This is a genomic window from Rhodophyticola sp. SM2404, assembly GCF_053570515.1.
Genome location: NZ_JBSEDL010000009.1, coordinates 29,651 through 47,676 on the forward strand (window position 1 = coordinate 29,651; position 18,026 = coordinate 47,676).

Consider the following 18,026-nt stretch of genomic DNA (forward strand, 5'->3'; position numbering starts at 1 on the left):
AACCATAGCAGCGGCAAAGGCTTGAACATGGGCCATAGAATTAGCGATATCGCATCGGCACTCGATGCCGAAGCCGTCGGTGATATTTCCATCGAAGTGGACGGCGCGGCCGAGCCTGCATCCGCAGGGCCAGAACATCTAGCCTTGGCGATGTCTCCGAAATTCGCAGAAGGGCTGGCGGCGGGCAATGCGCGCGCCGCGATGATTGCCGACGGGATGGATTGGCAGGCGCTCGGGCTTAAGGGCGCGATTGTCGTCAAACGCCCGCGCTTTGCGATGTCGGGCCTGACGCAGGCCTTGGATGCAGGGCCCATCATCCATGACGGTATTCACCCAACAGCCGTGATCGAGGCAGGGGCCCAGATCGGCGAAGGGGCCGCGATTGGGCCGTTTGTCGTCATCGGGCAGGGCGTGCGCATTGGGGAAAATGCGCGCATCGCCTCGCATAGCAGCATCGCGGAAGGGGCCGAGATTGGCGAAGATGCCCTGATCCTGTCAGGTGTGCGCATCGGCGCGAGGGTGCGGATCGGGGATCGGGTGATCATCCAGCCTGGTGCGGTGATCGGCGGCGACGGATTTTCCTTTGTCACGCCCGAGAAAAGTCAGGTCGAGGCCGCGCGTGAAAGCCTTGGCAAGGAAGATGCCGCTGTTGCCCCGCAAAGCTGGACGCGTATCCATTCGCTCGGCACTGTGGTGATCGGGGATGATGTGGAGATCGGTGCCAATGCCGCGATTGATCGTGGCACCGTGGCGAATACCGAAATCGGCTCGGGCACCAAAATCGATAATCTTGTGCATATCGGCCATAATTGCCGCATCGGGCGGGATTGTCTGCTTTGTGGGCAGGTCGGATTTGCGGGCTCGGCCGTGCTGGGGGATCGTGTGGTTCTGGGCGGGCAATGCGGTGTTTCGGATAATATCGAGATCGGATCGGATGTTGTGGCAGCAGGGGCCACCAAGATATATTCCAATCTTGGACCTGGCCGTATGGTCATGGGCAGCCCCGCTGTCAAAATAGAGACACATATCGAGATGTATAAGGCGCTCAGACGGCTTCCGCGTTTGGCCAAAACAGTAGCAGCCTTGCAAAAAGCCGTTTCGAAATCAGATGAGTGATCTTATCTGAGCAATAAGGGAAATGACCGGAGAAGAGCGTCATGACGAAGAGCGTCGCAGACAGGATTATCGCCATTATCGCCGAGCAGGCAGTGCTTGACCCAGAACATGTGAAAATGGAGTCGAGCTTGGAAGATCTGGGGATCGACTCGCTCGGCCTCGTGGAATCGATCTTCGCCATCGAGGAAGCCTTTGATATCTCGGTGCCTTTCAACGCCAATGAGCCTGAGGCCAGCGAATTCGATATCTCCTCGGTGGCCTCGATCGTGGCGGCCGTGCAAGGGCTGGTGGCCGAGCAAACCGCATGAAACGCGTCGTTATTACGGGTCAGGGCACAATCAATGCGCTTGGCCATGATGTGCCCTCCACCCTGCGCGCGATGCGCGAAGGGGCCTGCGGGATCACCCAATTGGAGCTGCGCGATGTCGAGCGGCTGACCGTTCGGATCGGCGCGCAGGTCAAGGGTTATGACCCTGACGCCCTGTTCAACCGCCAGCAAATCGCCCTCTATGACCGCTTCACCCAATTCACCCTGATCGCCGCCCGCCAAGCCATGCAGAGCGCAGGGCTCGGTGCAGTCAGCGAAGGCTCGGCCCGTGCGGGTGTGGTGCTTGGCACTGCGGGCGGCGGCGTGAATACGTGGGATGAGAATTACCGCTCGGTCTATGAAGAGGGGAAGAACCGCGTCCATCCTTTCGTGGTGCCCAAGCTGATGAACAATGCCGCCGCAAGCCATGTGGCGATTGAATATAACCTACAGGGCCCAGGATTTTCCGTGGCAACGGCCTGTGCCTCGTCAAACCATGCGATGGGATTGGCGTTCCAGCTGATCCGAGGCGGGGGCTGTGATGTGATGGTCACGGGCGGCTCGGAGGCGATGCTGTCTTTTGGCGGGGTGAAGGCGTGGGAAGGCCTGCGGGTCATGTCTAAGGATGCCTGCCGTCCCTTCAGCGCCAATCGCAATGGCATGGTGCAGGGCGAGGGGGCTGCGGTTTTCGTCTTCGAGGAATATGAGCATGCCCGTGCGCGCGGGGCCGATATTCTGGCCGAAGTCGTGGGCTTTGCGATGACCTCTGATGCCAGTGATATCGTGATGCCCTCGAAACAGGGGGCGGGGCGTGCTATTTCAGGTGCACTTGAGGATGCGGGGCTAAACCCATCAGATATTGGATATATCAACGCACATGGCACGGGCACTGTGGCCAATGACAAAGTTGAAAGCGGCGCTGTGGCGGATGTATTTGGCCATCATGCCAATGATCTGATGATGTCCTCGACCAAATCCATGCATGGCCATCTGATCGGCGGCACAGGCGCGGTGGAGCTTCTGGCCTGTATCATGGCGCTCAAGGACGGGGTGATTGCCCCCACCATCGGCTATCAGGAACCTGATCCGGAATGTGCTTTGGATGTGGTGCCCAATGAAGCGCGCGAGGCCAAGGTCACGGCCTGTCTGACCAATGCATTTGCCTTTGGCGGCTTCAACGCGGTTTTGGCCCTGCGCAAAGCGCCTTGAACCCGCCCCTGTAACACGCGGCCCCTATATTAAAAGGGCCGCCGTTGATTTCGCTTATTGTGCGGCTGCAGGGCTTCGCGCCTCAAGCGCTGCGAAACCCGCTGTGAAGCCCGACAAGGAGGCCTCAAGCACAACCTCTTGGTCGGGGGCTGGCAAAGGCACGATGGTTACATTCGCGACACCGCCATTGCGGAAGGCGGATAGATCATCCTCGGTCAGGCCAAGGCGCACGAAACACCCGATCTGCTGGCAAAAGCCGAAAGGAAAGCGGGTTTGATTGCTCTCATCAATCGCCAATCGCAAGCCCGGAGTCAGCAGAGTGTCGAGCGGGGTGATGATCGTGGCGCCTGCCACAACGGGATCATCATCTGCCACATCAAAGACGTTGAATTCGGCCACGGCATTGCCTTCGGCATCGGTGAGAAGCTGATAGAGTTGGCACGGCTCGAACTCGCCTTCTTCCACTGTGATGCAGCGGATTTCCCAATCCCCATGGGTTTCGGCCACATAGGTCGAGCCAAGGGCAGGCTCCACGGGTTCGCCCAAGGGCAGTGTCTCGGACGCAGTCGGGGTGTCCTCGGACGCCTCTTGTGCGAGTGCAGGAAGCGCGAGGCATCCAAGAAGAAGTGCTGGAAATAGGCGCAATGCAAAATTCATCTGTCGCGGTCCTTGCCTTTGATCAAATTATCTTTGCCCGTGGCTAGCATGGTGCAGGCGCCATGTCAGGGCAAAAAGCACTGCCATGAATAACAGCTCTGTGTGAATGGGCCAAGTTTCGCCGATCTATTCAAGGCTTGGGGAAGGGCGCGGCAGCGGTGCTCCAGAAACAGAAAAGGGCCCGAAATTCGAGACCCTTTCCGCAGTTTTTTTAACTCCCCGTCGGACTGGCCGACTTTATGGACCGAACGCTATGATAGGTTAACGTATTGGTCAACAGGGGAATTCATCTCTCTGATCACATTTTTTGATGTCAAAAAAAACCGCGCCCTTTTGAAGGGGCGCGGCCAGTCAACAGGGAGGAAGTCCATGCCACCCCGAGGGAAACAGGGGGCATGTGCAAACCACGCTAGCGTAAAGTGGTTAAGAATGTATGTTGGCACGAAGTCAGGATTGTTGCGGGGGCATAACACCTATGAGTGAGAGCATTTTTATTGGCGGCGGCGGCACGGATTACGCCGAGCCACAATCGCTTTTGATGAAATACGCAAACCGTCACGGGTTGATTGCGGGGGCAACGGGCACGGGTAAAACGGTTACCCTGCAAATCCTCGCTGAAAGTTTCTCGGCAGCGGGCGTTCCTGTGTTTCTCTCGGATGTGAAGGGTGATTTGTCGGGGCTGGCGGCCTCGGGCACGGCCGATTTCAAACTGCATGAGGCCTTTACCAGCCGCGCGCAGACAATCGCTTTTGATGAATATGCCTATCGCGCCTTTCCCGTCACGTTCTGGGATCTTTACGGCCAGCAGGGCCATCCCGTGCGCACCACCGTTTCCGAGATGGGGCCTTTGCTGATCTCGCGGATGCTGGAGCTGTCCGAGGCGCAAGAGGGAATTCTGAACATCGCCTTCCGCGTCTCGGATGAGGAAGGTTTGGCGCTTCTGGATTTGAAGGATTTGCAATCGCTTCTGGTTTGGGTGGGCGAGAATCGCGACACGCTTGGCCTGCGCTATGGCAATATCGCGACCTCTTCGATTGGTGCGATCCAGCGGCGTTTGCTGGTTCTGGAAGAGCAGGGCGGCGAGAACCTCTTTGGTGAGCCTGCCCTTGATCTGGCCGATATCATGCTGGCCGATCCTGAAGGTTTCGGGCGGATCAATATTCTGGCGGCTGATAAATTAATGAATTCGCCACGTCTTTACGCGACCTTCCTGCTTTGGCTGCTTTCCGAGCTGTTCGAGACCCTGCCCGAGGTCGGCGACCCCGATAAGCCCAAGCTGGTTTTCTTCTTTGATGAGGCGCATCTGTTGTTTGATGACGCGCCCAAAGCGCTGGTCAATAAGGTCGAGCAGGTGGCACGCCTGATCCGCTCCAAAGGGGTTGGGGTCTATTTCATCACCCAAAACCCCGCCGATGTGCCCGAGGATATTCTGGGCCAGCTTGGTAATCGTGTGCAGCATGCGCTGCGCGCCTTTACGGCCAAGGATCAGCGCGAATTGCGCCAAGCGGCGGAAAATTACCGCGCCAACCCTGATTTCGACACCGAAGATGCGATCCGCGAAGTGGGTGTTGGTGAAGCCGTGACATCCATGCTGGAGAGAAAAGGTATTCCAGGCGTGGTACAGCGCACATTGATCCGCCCGCCATCCTCGCAATTGGGCCCGCTGGCTCCTGCGACCCGTGCCGCCCTGATGGGGATGTCGCCCTTGGCGGGGAAATATTAGGCCGAGATCGACCGTGAAAGCGCGTTTGAGATTTTGACCAGCCGCGCACAGGAGGCCGCGCGCGAGGCCGAGGAAGTCGAGCGTCTGGAAGAACAGGCCAAAGCCGATGCGGCGCGCGCCAAGCAAGAGGAGCGCGAGTTCAATTCTGGCCGGCGGTATAGTGGCGGTTCATCCAGTGGATCATCGAGATCCAGCCGGTCGCGCTCCTCGCGATCGGATTCGGTTGGAACGGCTTTTGCCAAGAGTTTTGCGCGCCAATTGGGCACCCGCTCGGGGCAGGCCTTGGTGCGAGGCGTTTTGGGCAGTTTGTTCCGCGGCAGATAAAGCGTGGGGAGCAGCGGGGCTTTGCCCCCGCCGCCCAAGGGCGGCTCCCCCAAAGTATTTGCCAAGCAAAGAGGCGCGCATAACAGGCTTGTGAGCGGGCCTGCGGCCTTGCGTCCCTGTTTCCTCTATTGGAAACTTTCTCAAGCAGGCCTAAGGTTTACCCCATGATAGTAGAACTCGGACATTTCGCCCTGATCTTGGCCTTTGCTGTGGCCGTTTTTCAGATGATCGTGCCCCTGATTGGGGCGCATAAAGGCTGGGGAGGGTGGATGGCTGTGGCCTCGCCCGCGGCCAGCGTGCAATTCGCCCTGACCGCGGCAAGTTTTGCAGCGCTCACCTATGCGTTTGTGACCTCGGATTTCTCGTTGAATCTGGTGGTTGCGAATTCGCACACCGATAAGCCGCTGATCTACAAGATCACGGGCGTTTGGGGCAATCATGAGGGATCGCTACTGCTTTGGGTGTTGATCCTGACGCTATTTGGGGCCTGTGCCGCTTGGTTCGGGGGCAATCTGCCGCCAAGCTTGCGCGCGCGGGTGCTGGCGGTGCAATCCTCAGTGGCGGTGGCGTTTTTTGCCTTTATCCTGTGGACCTCCAACCCGTTCACGCGCTTGGCGGTGCCGCCCTTCAACGGGCAGGATCTGAACCCACTCTTGCAGGACCCGGGCCTCGCCTTTCATCCGCCGTTTTTGTATTTGGGCTATGTCGGGCTTTCGATGGCGTTTTCCTTTGCGGTCGCGGCCCTGATCGAGGGGCATGTTGATGCCGCTTGGGGGCGTTGGGTGCGGCCTTGGACCTTGGCGGCTTGGGTGTTTTTGACCATCGGGATCGGGCTTGGCTCATGGTGGGCCTATTACGAGCTTGGCTGGGGCGGTTTCTGGTTCTGGGATCCTGTCGAGAACGCCTCCTTCATGCCTTGGCTTTTGGGCGCGGCCTTGTTGCATTCGGCCATTGTGGTCGAGAAGCGGGAAGCGTTGAAAAGCTGGACGATCCTTTTGGCGATCCTTGCCTTTGGCTTTTCCCTGATCGGTACATTCATCGTGCGTTCGGGCGTTTTGACCAGCGTGCATGCTTTTGCCAATGACCCCGAACGCGGGGTGTTCATTTTGATGATCCTATGTGTGTTCATGGGCGGTGCATTGGCGTTGTTTGCCGCGCGCGCCACGGCGATGGAGGCCAAAGGCGTCTTTTCGATGGTCAGCCGTGAAAGCGGGCTGGTGCTCAATAACCTGTTGTTGGCGGTCTCGACCTTTGTGGTCTTTATTGGGACGATCTGGCCCTTGGTGGCCGAGATGTTCTTTGACCGCACGCTGTCTGTAGGCCCACCTTTCTTCAATGCGGCTTTCACGCCCTTTGTTCTGGCGCTGGCGATTGCCATGCCGATTGGGGCGATGCTGTCATGGAAGCGGGCCAAGATCGGCCGCACCATGAATGGTTTGATCGGGGCAGGTGCCTTGGCGGTGGCGTCAGGGCTGTTGGCCTATGCCGTTTTCACGGGCGATAGTGCCATCGGGCCGATTGGCATTGCGCTGTCGGTTTGGCTGGTGGCAGGCGCCATGGTTGATCTGTGGTCGCGCACGGGGCGCGGGGCTGTGAGCAACCGTTTGGCACGCCTGACACGGTTGCCGCGCGCCGATTGGGGCAAGAGCGTGGCCCATGCAGGTGTGGGCGTAACCATGTTCGGTGTGGTTTGTCTGGTGACCTACCAGCAGGAAGATATCCGCGTGGCGCAGATTGGCGAGGCCTATGAGGTGGGCGCCTATACAATCGTGCTGGAGGATGTCGAGCGGGTGCAAGGCCCGAATTACATCTCGACCATGGGCCATGTGCGGGTGATGCAAGAGGGGGAAACGGTTGCCATGCTTGACCCCGAAAAGCGCATCTATCCCGTGGCGGGCATGCCCACGACCGAGGCCGGCATTGATGGCGGCTTTACCCGCGATGTCTATGTCACGCTTGGCGATCCTCAGGATAATGGGGGATGGGCCGTTCGGGTTTGGATCAAGCCCTTTGCCAATTGGATTTGGGGCGGCACGATCATCATGGCGCTTGGTGGATTGTTGAGCCTGACCGACCGCCGTTACCGCGTGGCGGCAGGGGCTGCGAAAGAACGGGGTGGCGCAACGCCCCCGCCATCTGGTGGGCAAGCGGGAGTGCCTGCGGAATGATGCGTGCTTTGGCCCTTATGCTCGCGCTTGCTTTGGGCGCGGGCTTGCCCGCACCGGTTTGGGCGGTTCAGCCTGATGAGGTGATGGAGGACCCCGAGCTTGAGGCGCGGGCACGCGATATCTCGACCTTGCTGCGCTGTGTGGTCTGCCGCAATGAATCGATTGACGAATCCAATGCCGAAGTGGCCCGTGATTTGCGCCTTTACGTGCGCGAATTGATCCTTGGGGGGAATTCCAACGAGGAAGTGCTTGGCGAAGTTGTGGACCGTTATGGCGAATATGTGCTGATGCGCCCGCCCATGACGGGCAGCACCATCGCGCTTTGGGCAGCGGGGCCGATATTGCTTTTGGTGGGGCTTGGACTGGCCTTTGGCTATGTCAGGCGCCGCTCGACCGCGCAGGCCATTGGCGAGCAGGCTTTGAGCGCCGAGGAAGAGGCGCGATTGCGTGATCTTCTGGGAGATGAGGGCTCCGCGCCGAAATCCTGAGATGTGACGCGGCGTTTCCGCTTTTCTGAACCGATCAGTTTGGTATGCTCCTTTCCAAGCCCTTTGGAAGGAGCATCTGATGCAATATGAAACGATCACGCTTGAAGAGGCGGAGGGCCTTGCAGTCCTCACCTTGAACCGCCCCGATGTGATGAATGCGCTGAACACGCAGATGCGTGCCGAGATCACCCATGCGGTTGGCAATGCGGGGAAAACGGCGCGGGCTGTGGTGATCACGGGTGCAGGCAGGGCGTTTTGTTCGGGCCAAGATTTGGGGGATCGCGCGAGTGTGGCGAACCTCAATCTCGAGCGGACCTTGCGGGATGAATATATTCCGATGCTGATGGCGGTTGTGGAATGCCCTGTGCCTGTGATTGCGGCTGTGAATGGCACAGCGGCAGGGGCGGGGGCCAATCTGGCTTTGATCTGTGATGTGGTGATTGCCTCGCAATCTGCGAGTTTCATTCAGGCCTTTACGCGGATCGGGCTTATTCCCGATGCAGGCGGCAGCTATGTGCTGCCCCGCAAGATCGGGATGGCCAAGGCGATGGGGGCAGCTCTCTTTGCGGATAAGATCAGCGCCGATCAGGCCAGCGAATTGGGAATGATCTTTGAAGCTGTGCCCGATGACGGGTTCGAGGCGCATTGGCGCGGACGGGCCGAGTATCTGGCCAATGGTCCGACCGAGGCTTTCAAGCGCGTGAAGCAGGTGATGCAGGCTTCATGGGGGAACAGCTTGGAAGAGCAATTGATGCTTGAGGGACAATTGCAGGGGCAATGCGGGAATACGCGGGATTTCAAGGAAGGGGTTTTGGCCTTTTTGGAGAAACGTCCCGCCACCTTCGAAGGGCGCTAGAGCGCGCGCTGTTCAGGCCGCCTCCGGCGGAAGTATTTTTAAAGCAAAGATGTGAAAAAGGGGCGGTGATGATCCGCCCCTTTTGCTGTGTTGTGATGATGTGGTGGAGGCCTAGCGCTCGGGGATCAGGCCGCGCGGGCTGAAGCGCAGCACCAGCAGCAGGATCAGGCCCATGGTCATCAGGCGCATATAGGCGGCCGAGTCGATCAGATGCTCGCGCAGGGCATTGCCTTCGCTCATGCCAGCCGTGATGCCTTGCATCAGCATCAGGCCAAGTGGTTCGACCTGAATCCAGAGCCAGTAGATCAGGAAGCCGCCCAAAACAGCGCCCCAATTATTGCCCGAGCCACCCACAATCACCATCACCCAGATCAGGAAGGTGAAGCGCAGGGGCTGATAGGTGCCAGGCACCAATTGGCCATCAAGCGTGGTCATCATCGCGCCCGCAAGGCCGCAGACGGCGGAGCCGAGGACGAAGATTTGCAGATGGCGGGCTTTGACATTCTTGCCCATGGCGGAGGCCGAAACCTCATTATCACGGATCGCGCGCATCATGCGGCCCCATGGTGAGTTCAGCGCCTTCTCGGTGAGCCAGATCAGCGTCAGCAGAACCACAATGAACAGCGAGGCATAGCAGAGTTTGACGAAGATGGAGGAGAAGGTCACGGGATCGGCCCCGATGCGGGTGGCAAGGCTGAGGAACCATTCGGCTTGCTGCAGGTCTACTTCATAGGGGACGGGGCGGGGCACGCCTGTGACGTTTTTCACGCCGCGCGCCAGCCAATCCTCGTTTTTCATCACGGAAATGATGATCTCGGCGATGCCCAATGTGGCGATGGCCAGATAATCGGAGCGCAGGCCAAGCGCTGTTTTGCCGATGATCCAAGCCGCCCCCGCCGCGAAAAGACCGCCCACGGGCCATGCAAGGATGACAGGCAGGCCAAGCCCGCCGATATTGCCTGTCAGGGCGGGGTCAATCGCCTCAACCACGGCGACACCGCCATCAAACACCGCGCGGAAGATGAAAAAGCCCGCGACAAGGATCGTGGTGACGGCCAGACCCCTGAGTTTCCCTTTGGGCAGTTTCGACCAGACAAGGATCGCCCCCAGAATGGTGGCCGCGCCAAGGATCAGGGCGAGAAGAATGCGCAAAGCACCATCCGTGCCCCATGCGCCTTCAACAGGGTCCATCGCGACCAGCACCCCTGCCAGACCGCCCAAGGCCACAAAGCCCATGACGCCGACATTGAACAGGCCCGCATAGCCCCATTGCATATTCACGCCCAAGGCCATGATGCAGGAGATCAGACCCATATTGAAAATGCTCAACATCGTGTTCCAGGATTGCAGGAAGCCTGTGCCGAGATAAAGCGCGATCACCAAGCCGAATAATGCGAGGTGTTTCGGTTCCATGGATTTCATCATACCGATTTCCCTTTCATGATCCCCGTTGGCTTGAACAGGAGCACGATCAATAGAATGCCGAAGCTGACGGCGAATTTGTAATCTGTAGAGAGCAATTGCAGCAGTCCGTCCGGCGACCAATCCTCAGGCCCGAGATAGCCCACAACCTTGCGGAAGGCATAGGTGATGCTGATCTCGGAGAAAGCGATCAGGAAGCCGCCCAAAATCGCGCCGAGCGGGTTGCCGAGGCCGCCCACAATGGCCGCTGCAAAGATTGGCAGCAGCAATTGGAAATAGGTGAAAGGCTTGAAGCTTTTATCGAGGCCATAGAGCACGCCCGCCGTTGTCGCCAAAGCCGCCACGATCAGCCAAGTCACCAGAACCACACGTTCGGGGTTGATGCCTGACAAAAGGGCAAGATCTTCATTGTCGGAAAAGGCGCGCATGGATTTGCCCGTGCGGGTCTTGTTGAGAAACCAGAACAACAGCGCCACGGCGATCACCGCGATCACGATGGTCAGGCCTTGGCTGGTGCGAAAGGCGAGACCCTCATCAAGGCCTGTCATCTCGCGGAAATTGCGGGCTGAGATGATGAAGCGTTCGCCATCGGCAAAGCGTTGGTCATCTACGCCAATGATAAAGCGCACAATGCCGTTCATTACGAACATTACACCAAGCGATGCGATCACGAAAATCACAGGTTTGGCCTTTTGCTGGCGGTAGAATTTATAGACCAGTTTATCTGTGCCGATCACCAAAAGCCCCGTGGCCAGAATGCCGATTGGCAAGGCCAGAAGCGCCGTGGGAAGCGGCCCGAGCGAGACCCCCATGCCCTGCAACCACCATGTCACAAGGATGGTGGCCATCGCACCAAAGGCCATCGTATCGCCATGGGCGAAATTGGAGAAACGCAGGATGCCATAGATCAGCGTGACCCCGAGCGCGCCAAGCGCAAGCTGCGCGCCATAGGCGGTGGCGGGGATGATTACAAAGTTCAGGAGCGCCACAACGGCGTTGAGAATATCCATCGGTCAGCTTTCTCGACAATCGGACGGGCGAAAGGATGTAAGGGGAAGGCAGAGGCTGTTTTGCATCACAGGGCCTCACATGTGCCAAAATAGGTGACGGCCATGGTGCCCTCATCGAAGATATGCGCGCTCATCAGCGCCGATCCGTCAGAATGGATCGTGATCATCGCGGAGGGGCCATGCGCGCCGGAACTGGCATAGGCGGCGGGAATGGCTTCGGGTTGTGACAGGCGGATGATCGGCGTGTCGCCCACCATGGAGGAGAGAAACAATTGCCCCTCATGGTCGGCGGCCAGAATTTCCACCTCATAACCGCTCTGCGAACAGGTTTCCGAGACCACGCATTCCACGGTAAATTCGCAGGCCCAAGGCTCGGCCAGTGCGGGGCTGGCCAGAAGCAGGGCAAGGGGGAGGGTGCGGATCATGACGCGCCTAGCCCCCGAGAAAGCTTTTGCGAACTTCCGGGTCGGCCAGAAGCTCTTTGCCAGTGCCCGTAAAGGCATTACGGCCTTGCACCAAAACATAGCCTTTATCTGCAATTTCAAGCGCTTGGCGGGCATTTTGTTCCACCATCAGGATCGGAATACCCGTGCGGCTGACCTCAATGATACGGTCAAACAGCTCATCCATCACAATCGGCGAGACGCCCGCTGTCGGTTCATCCAGCATCAAGACCTTGGGTTTGGTCATCAGTGCACGCCCCACGGCCACTTGCTGGCGCTGACCGCCCGAAAGCTCGCCTGCGGCTTGGCGGCGTTTTTCCTTCAGGATCGGGAAGAGCGTGTAAATCTGATCCATTGTATCGCGGAAATCATCGCGGCGGATGAATGCGCCCATCTCAAGGTTTTCCTCGACGGTCATGGAACCGAAGATATTGTTGGTCTGGGGCACAAAGCCCATGCCCTTGGCCACACGGTCCTGCGGGGAGAGATGGGTGATGTCTTCGCCATCCAGCATCACATGACCCTTGCGCAGGTTCAGCATGCCGAAAACGGCCTTCATGCCAGTGGATTTGCCCGCGCCATTGGGGCCCACGATCACAGCGATCTGGCCGGGATCAACGGCAATGGTGCAGTCATGCAGGATATCGGCGCCCTTGCCATAGCCGCCTGTCATCTCACTGCCGATAAGGAAAGGTTGTTCGCCGCTCATGCCTCGATTTTATCCTTGTTTTTCAGACCTGTGCCCAGATAGGCCTCGATCACGTCCTCATTGGCCTTGATCTGGTCAAGCGTGCCTTCGGCCAGCACCTTACCTTCCGCCATCACGATGACGGGGTCGCAGAGGCGGCCGATGAAATCCATATCATGCTCGATCACGCAGAAGGTATAGCCGCGCTCTTTGTTGAGGCGGATGATGGCATCGGCGATCGTGTTGAGAAGGGTGCGGTTCACGCCAGCGCCCACCTCATCAAGAAAGACGATCTTGGCATCCACCATCATGGTGCGGCCCAGTTCCAGCAGCTTTTTCTGACCGCCCGATATGGCCCCTGCAGGGTGGTCGGCCAGATGCTCGACGGTCAGGAATTCCAGCACCTCATCGGCCTTGGCGCGCAGGGCGCGTTCCTGATCGGCGATGCGTTTGCGCCCGAACCATGTGTTCCAGAGCGTTTCACCGATCTGGTCGGCGGGCACCATCATCAGGTTCTCGCGGCAGGACATGGAGGAAAATTCATGCGCGATCTGGAAGGTGCGCAGCAGGCCCTTGCCGAATAATTCATGCGGTTTGAGGCCCGTGATATTCTCGCCATCCATCCAGACCTCGCCGAATGTGGGTTCAAGAACACCAGCTATCACATTGAAAAGCGTTGTTTTTCCAGCACCATTGGGGCCGACAAGCCCTGTGATAGAGCCAGTTTCAATCCTCAGGCTTGCGCCATCAACGGCATGAAAGCCGCCGAAATGTTTGTGAAGGTCTTTGACCTCGATCATGGGGAGCGTTCCATCTTTGAAAAGCGGCTTTCCAAATGCCTGTCACAGGTTTTGAGAAAACCGATTTGGATGTGTCGAATGAAAACTGCGGTCAGAGGCGCGCGGGGCCTTTATAAAGAGCAGCCCGACCATGGGCCGGACTGCTCGGAACTTATCTCAGGTCGGATTAACGGAACTGAGCGGTCGCGATTTCGCCATCGACGATTTCAATCTCGCGATATGCGCCCGCCGATTCACCTGGTCCGATCAGCTCAACAGCCGAGGCACCGATGTAATCTACATCTTCGCCAGCCGCGATAAGCTCAAGCGCCATGCCCAACTGACCAGGCAGGATCGGTGTGCCAGGTGCGTTTGCGACATCCATGATGTGACCCGCATAATCGCCAGGAGCAGTAGAGCCCGCCGCCTGCATGGCCAGCATGATCAGGGCTGCTGCGTCATAGGCTTCCTTGGAGAAAGGCGATGTGCCGTCGATGCCAGCAGCTTCGGCCATACCTTCATAGACAGACGCGCCTTCGCTATCGGTGCCGGGGTGCTGGCCGAAGGATCCGTTGATATCGGAGCCGAAATTATCGGTCAGGGCTTGGCTGATCATGCCGTCAGGGAAGACGAATGTATCGAAAGCACCTGTGTCGAGCGCGGCCTGGATGATACCCGCACCGCCTTGATCAACATAGCCCGCAACAACGAGAGCTTCACCACCGGCGGATGCCAGCGAGCCAACTTCTGCGGAGTAGTCAGCGCGGCCATCTTCATGCGCTGCAACGAGGGTGACAGTGCCGCCTGCCGCTTCGAATGCTGCTGCGAAGGCGTCAGCAAGGCCAAGGCCATAGTCGTTATTGGTGTAGGTCACGGCAACTTCGTTGATGCCACGATCCATGATCACTTCGGTCATCACAACACCCTGACGTGCGTCAGAAGGGGCTGTGCGGAAGAACAGGCCGTTGTCTTCAACAGTCGACAGAGCAGGCGACGTCGCGGAAGGCGATACCATGACCATGCCGTTTGGAACGGCAACATTGGACAGGATCGCTGTTGTCACGCCCGAACAATCGGCGCCAACGATGCCGCTTACGCCATCAGCGGTGATCAGACGCTCGGCAGCAGCCGTCGCGGCAGCTGCGTCGATACAGGTGGAGTCCGCACGAACGGAGGTCACGGCAGTTCCATCAAGCAGGTTGCCGCTTTCGGTGACTTCGGCCATCGCCAATTCAGCGCCACCCGCCATTGCGGGGGCCAGCGATTCAATCGGGCCAGTGAAGCCGACGATAACGCCGAGCGAAACAGAGTTGCTATGACCATCGGCAAGCGCGCCGCCTGTCATTGCAAGGGATGCGGCCGAAGCCAGCAGAATCTTTTTCATGGTAAACCTCGTGTTGGACAAGTGTTGTTTTATGGGGGGAGACGTTAATCTCAGCGTCATTGCTTGGAAAGAGGAAAGAGCGCCGCAAGGTCGTTTCGACGGGTTCCGCTTAAAATGCGGCCCTCTTGCGGGATAATTTCCTGCCAGCAGCGGCCATACCTGCCCATATTTCCGCCTCAAGCAGATCACGCCTCAGATCACAGTCACATTTGACCACTTCACAAGGCGATCGGGGCTGTGCGTTCGGCCTGCCTTCGGCTTGGCCTGCAAAGCCCCGAAAAAGCGCCCCTTACGTTAGGCCAAGGCGGCTTCCAGCCTGAGCCTGCCGATCCGCTCGACCTGACGACAGGCCGTGTCGAATTCGAGGCCGGTCTCGTTCTCCAGACGGGTCTGGAAGGCCGCCAAGATCGACGCTTTATCATGGTCGCGCACGGCGATGATAAAGGGAAAGCCATGTTTGGCGACATAGGCGCTGTTCAGGCTTGTGAAGGCCTCGCGCTCGGCATCTGTCAGGGCATCAAGCCCTGCACTGGCCTGCTCGGCGCTGCTCTCCTCGGTCAGGCGCTTGGCTGCGGCCAGTTTGCCTGCCAGATCGGGATGGGCGCGCAAGACGCCAAGCCTCTCATCATGGCTGGCGGTGCGAAACGCACGGGCCAAGGCGTTGGACAGGCCCGCCGCGCGGTCATGGGCGGGGCCAAGCTCAAGATCGAAGGCGCGTTCGGCGATCCATGGGGAATGCTCATAGATGCCGCCAAAAGCTGCAACGAACTCATTCCGCGACATTTGCGAGGGGCGGGTGACAGCCTTAGGGGCAGGGTGGGTGGCAGCCCAATGCGTGGCAATATCAATGCGCCGCGCAAACCAGACATCCGCATGGCCGCACGCATAATCAAGGAAACGCTTGAGCGCCGCGGCCCGCCCCGGGCGTCCGATCAAACGGCAATGCAGCCCGATGGACATCATCTTGGGCCGCCCCTCCTGACCCTCGGCATAAAGGGTATCAAAGGCATCTTTGAGATAGCTTTCAAACTGATCGCCCGCATTAAACCCCTGCGGCGTGGCAAAGCGCATATCATTGGCATCCAATGTATACGGGATCATCAATTGATCGCGCCCGTTGATCTGGCGCCAATAGGGCAGATCATCGGCGTAATCATCGCTGATATAGTCGAACTGCCCTGTCTCCGCGGCCAGATCGACCGTATTCATTGAACAGCGTCCCGTGTACCAGCCCCGCGGCGGCTGGCCCACAACCTCGTTATGCAGGCGGATGGCTTCTGCGATTTGGGCGCGCTCTTCCTCGGGGGGCATATCTTTATGCTCCACCCATTTCAGACCATGCGAGGCGATTTCCCAATCGGCGGCCAGTATCGCTTCGACCTGTTCGGGGTTGCGCGCCAAGGCGCTGGCCACGCCATAAACGGTGACGGGAATATCCATTTGCGTGAACATGCGGTGCAACCGCCAAAACCCCGCCCGCGCCCCGTATTCATAGATCGATTCCATATTCCAATGGCGCTGATCGGGCCAAGCCGCAGCCCCCACGATCTCGGACAGGAAGGCCTCAGAGGCGGCATCGCCATGCAGAATGTTGTTTTCGCCGCCTTCTTCGTAATTCAATACGATCTGCACGGCGATCTTGGCACCTTTGGGCCAAGCCGCATCAGGCACATCCGCACCATAGCCACTCATATCGCGGGGATATCTCTGCACTGTCCGCCCTCCGTTTTATTCGTTAGATACAGGATAAAGCGCGCTTCGCTTTCAAAAAAGATCAGAAACTGCCTCAAAGCTCTTGGGGTTTGTGCTTGGCCAGTTTTCGCCCGAAAAACGGGCATTGCCTAGAGAGAGAGGTCCTTGATGCCCGGATTTTTGACAACGCATGTGTTGGACACGGCACGCGGCTGCCCCGCCGAGGGGTTGCGTATTGAACTCTACCGCATTGACGGCGAGGCTCGGGTGATGATGGCGCGTAAAACGACCAATGCAGATGGCCGCACCGATGGTGCGATCCTGCCCGAGGGCGAGTTTGCCACGGGCGAATATGAATTGGTGTTTCATGCGGGCGATTATCTGCGCGCCACAGGGCAGGACGGGGCGGCACCCTTGTTCCTCGATACCGTTCCGATCCGCTTCGGGATGTCGGCGCAGGATCACTACCATGTGCCGCTTCTTCTTTCACCTTATGGCTATTCCACCTATCGGGGCAGTTAATGGATACCACGATTCTTCTTCATTGGGCCGAGTTTGCGGTGCGCTGGCTGCATGTGATCACCGCCATCGCGTGGATCGGCTCCAGCTTCTATTTCATTGCGCTTGATCTTGGCCTCAAACGCGATGCGGCTCTGGCCTCGGGCGCGGATGGTGAGGAATGGCAGGTTCATGGCGGCGGGTTCTACCATGTGCAGAAATACATGGTCGCCCCCGCAGCAATGCCCGAGCATCTGACTTGGTTCAAATGGGAAAGCTATGCCACATGGCTGTCGGGCGTGGCGCTGCTGGCGCTGGTCTATTGGGTCGGGGCCGAGCTGTTCCTGATCGATTATAATGTCATGGAATTAGAGGTTTGGCAGGCGATCTTGATCTCAGCCCTTTCACTAGTGATTGGCTGGGTGATCTATGATCTGTTGTGCAAATCCCCCCTTGGCGAGAACCCGACCGTCTTGATGCTGCTGTTGTTCGTGCTGCTGGTGGTGATGGCATGGGGCTATACCCAAATCTTCACGGGCCGCGCGGCGCTGCTGCATCTGGGCGCGTTTACCGCTACGATCATGACCGCCAATGTCGCCATGATCATTATGCCCAATCAGCGCATTGTGGTGGCGGACCTGAAGGCAGGGCGCATCCCCGATGCCAAATACGGCAAGATCGCCAAGCTGCGCTCCACCCATAACAATTACCTGACCTTGCCTGTCATCTTCCTGATGCTGTCGAACCATTACCCGCTGGCCTTCGCGAGCGCCTATAACTGGCTAATCGCAAGCCTTGTCTTCCTGATGGGGGTCACGATCCGGCATTTCTTCAACACGATGCATGCGCGCAAAGGCATGTTGTGGTGGACATGGGGCGTCACCGCGTTGATTTTCGCGGTGATTGTCTGGCTCTCCAGCCTGCCGCTAATGCGCGATGACGGGATGGAGCAAGCCGCCCTCAGCCCTGCGGCCACCCGCTTTGCCGCCCATGACAGCTTTCCCAATGTGGCCAATGTCGTGCTTGGCAATTGCTCCATGTGTCATGCGCAGGAGGTGTTCTGGCCCGGACTGGCGGCGGCCCCACGCGGCGTGATGCTCGACACGGATGGACGGATTGCGCAGCAGGCCCGCGCCATCTACCTTCAAGCAGGCGTCACCCATGCCATGCCACCGGGCAGCAGCAGTTTCATCGCGGAGGAGGACCGCGCATTGATCCGGCGCTGGTACCGTGAGGTCACAGGCGGCGCGCTTTAACACCTA

The 18,026-nt window shown here is 58.6% G+C and carries 16 protein-coding genes and 1 pseudogene; 9 read left to right on the forward strand and 8 right to left on the reverse strand.

Annotated features, from left to right (window positions below; translation table 11 throughout):
* Positions 1–27 precede the first annotated feature (27 nt).
* The 3 genes from lpxD to ACTYEO_RS13040 are packed head-to-tail and all read left to right on the forward strand — an operon-like array spanning position 28 to position 2,632.
* On the forward strand, positions 28–1,116 hold the full coding sequence (gene lpxD / locus ACTYEO_RS13030) for a UDP-3-O-(3-hydroxymyristoyl)glucosamine N-acyltransferase (RefSeq protein WP_449324183.1): 1,089 nt from the start codon (positions 28–30) through the stop codon (positions 1,114–1,116).
* 41 nt (positions 1,117–1,157) lie between these two features.
* Positions 1,158–1,424: an acyl carrier protein gene (locus ACTYEO_RS13035; RefSeq protein WP_449324184.1), complete on the forward strand. Its 267-nt coding sequence runs from the start codon at positions 1,158–1,160 to the stop codon at positions 1,422–1,424.
* Positions 1,421–2,632: a beta-ketoacyl-[acyl-carrier-protein] synthase family protein gene (locus ACTYEO_RS13040; RefSeq protein WP_449324185.1), complete on the forward strand. Its 1,212-nt coding sequence runs from the start codon at positions 1,421–1,423 to the stop codon at positions 2,630–2,632. Before ACTYEO_RS13035 ends, ACTYEO_RS13040 begins: the two co-directional genes overlap by 4 nt.
* A 54-nt stretch (positions 2,633–2,686) precedes the next feature.
* On the opposite strand, the gene ACTYEO_RS13045 is transcribed toward ACTYEO_RS13040, so the two are convergent.
* Positions 2,687–3,289: an invasion associated locus B family protein gene (locus ACTYEO_RS13045; RefSeq protein WP_449324186.1), complete on the reverse strand. Its 603-nt coding sequence runs from the start codon at positions 3,287–3,289 to the stop codon at positions 2,687–2,689.
* A 475-nt stretch (positions 3,290–3,764) separates the two neighbouring features.
* Here ACTYEO_RS13045 and ACTYEO_RS13050 point away from each other — a divergent pair.
* The 4 genes and pseudogenes from ACTYEO_RS13050 (at position 3,765) to ACTYEO_RS13065 (ending at position 8,848) form a co-directional block, all read left to right on the forward strand.
* Positions 3,765–5,336: pseudogene (locus ACTYEO_RS13050) on the forward strand (helicase HerA-like domain-containing protein).
* Between the two features lie 164 nt (positions 5,337–5,500).
* Positions 5,501–7,504: a heme lyase CcmF/NrfE family subunit gene (locus ACTYEO_RS13055; RefSeq protein WP_449324187.1), complete on the forward strand. Its 2,004-nt coding sequence runs from the start codon at positions 5,501–5,503 to the stop codon at positions 7,502–7,504.
* Positions 7,504–7,992: a cytochrome c-type biogenesis protein gene (locus ACTYEO_RS13060; RefSeq protein ID WP_449324248.1), complete on the forward strand. Its 489-nt coding sequence runs from the start codon at positions 7,504–7,506 to the stop codon at positions 7,990–7,992. Before ACTYEO_RS13055 ends, ACTYEO_RS13060 begins: the two co-directional genes overlap by 1 nt.
* 79 nt (positions 7,993–8,071) lie before the next feature.
* On the forward strand, positions 8,072–8,848 hold the full coding sequence (locus tag ACTYEO_RS13065) for an enoyl-CoA hydratase-related protein (protein ID WP_449324188.1): 777 nt from the start codon (positions 8,072–8,074) through the stop codon (positions 8,846–8,848).
* 111 nt (positions 8,849–8,959) lie between these two features.
* On the opposite strand, the gene ACTYEO_RS13070 is transcribed toward ACTYEO_RS13065, so the two are convergent.
* The 7 genes from ACTYEO_RS13070 to puuE form a co-directional block, all read right to left on the reverse strand.
* Positions 8,960–10,273: a branched-chain amino acid ABC transporter permease gene (locus tag ACTYEO_RS13070; RefSeq protein WP_449324189.1), complete on the reverse strand. Its 1,314-nt coding sequence runs from the start codon at positions 10,271–10,273 to the stop codon at positions 8,960–8,962.
* On the reverse strand, positions 10,270–11,280 hold the full coding sequence (locus tag ACTYEO_RS13075) for a branched-chain amino acid ABC transporter permease (protein WP_449324190.1): 1,011 nt from the start codon (positions 11,278–11,280) through the stop codon (positions 10,270–10,272). Before ACTYEO_RS13075 ends, ACTYEO_RS13070 begins: the two co-directional genes overlap by 4 nt.
* A 65-nt stretch (positions 11,281–11,345) precedes the next feature.
* Positions 11,346–11,705 (reverse strand): hypothetical protein, encoded by a 360-nt coding sequence (locus ACTYEO_RS13080; protein WP_449324191.1) that lies wholly within the window; start codon positions 11,703–11,705, stop codon positions 11,346–11,348.
* 7 nt (positions 11,706–11,712) lie between these two features.
* On the reverse strand, positions 11,713–12,432 hold the full coding sequence (locus tag ACTYEO_RS13085) for an ABC transporter ATP-binding protein (RefSeq protein ID WP_449324192.1): 720 nt from the start codon (positions 12,430–12,432) through the stop codon (positions 11,713–11,715).
* A complete protein-coding gene (locus ACTYEO_RS13090; RefSeq protein WP_449324193.1) occupies positions 12,429–13,211 on the reverse strand; it encodes an ABC transporter ATP-binding protein in 783 nt (260 codons plus the stop codon). Before ACTYEO_RS13090 ends, ACTYEO_RS13085 begins: the two co-directional genes overlap by 4 nt.
* Before the next feature lie 166 nt (positions 13,212–13,377).
* A complete protein-coding gene (locus ACTYEO_RS13095) occupies positions 13,378–14,574 on the reverse strand; it encodes an ABC transporter substrate-binding protein (protein ID WP_449324194.1) in 1,197 nt (398 codons plus the stop codon).
* A gap of 294 nt (positions 14,575–14,868) precedes the next feature.
* Positions 14,869–16,287: an allantoinase PuuE gene (gene puuE, locus ACTYEO_RS13100; protein WP_449324195.1), complete on the reverse strand. Its 1,419-nt coding sequence runs from the start codon at positions 16,285–16,287 to the stop codon at positions 14,869–14,871.
* 147 nt (positions 16,288–16,434) lie between these two features.
* Between puuE and uraH the strand changes: the two genes are divergently transcribed.
* Complete coding sequence (gene uraH / locus ACTYEO_RS13105) at positions 16,435–16,788, forward strand: hydroxyisourate hydrolase (protein WP_449324196.1); 354 nt, start codon at positions 16,435–16,437, stop codon at positions 16,786–16,788.
* Positions 16,788–18,020 carry a urate hydroxylase PuuD gene (locus tag ACTYEO_RS13110; RefSeq protein ID WP_449324197.1) on the forward strand — a complete coding sequence of 411 codons (1,233 nt, stop codon included), beginning with the start codon at positions 16,788–16,790 and terminating at the stop codon, positions 18,018–18,020. Before uraH ends, ACTYEO_RS13110 begins: the two co-directional genes overlap by 1 nt.
* Positions 18,021–18,026: the final 6 nt, after the last annotated feature.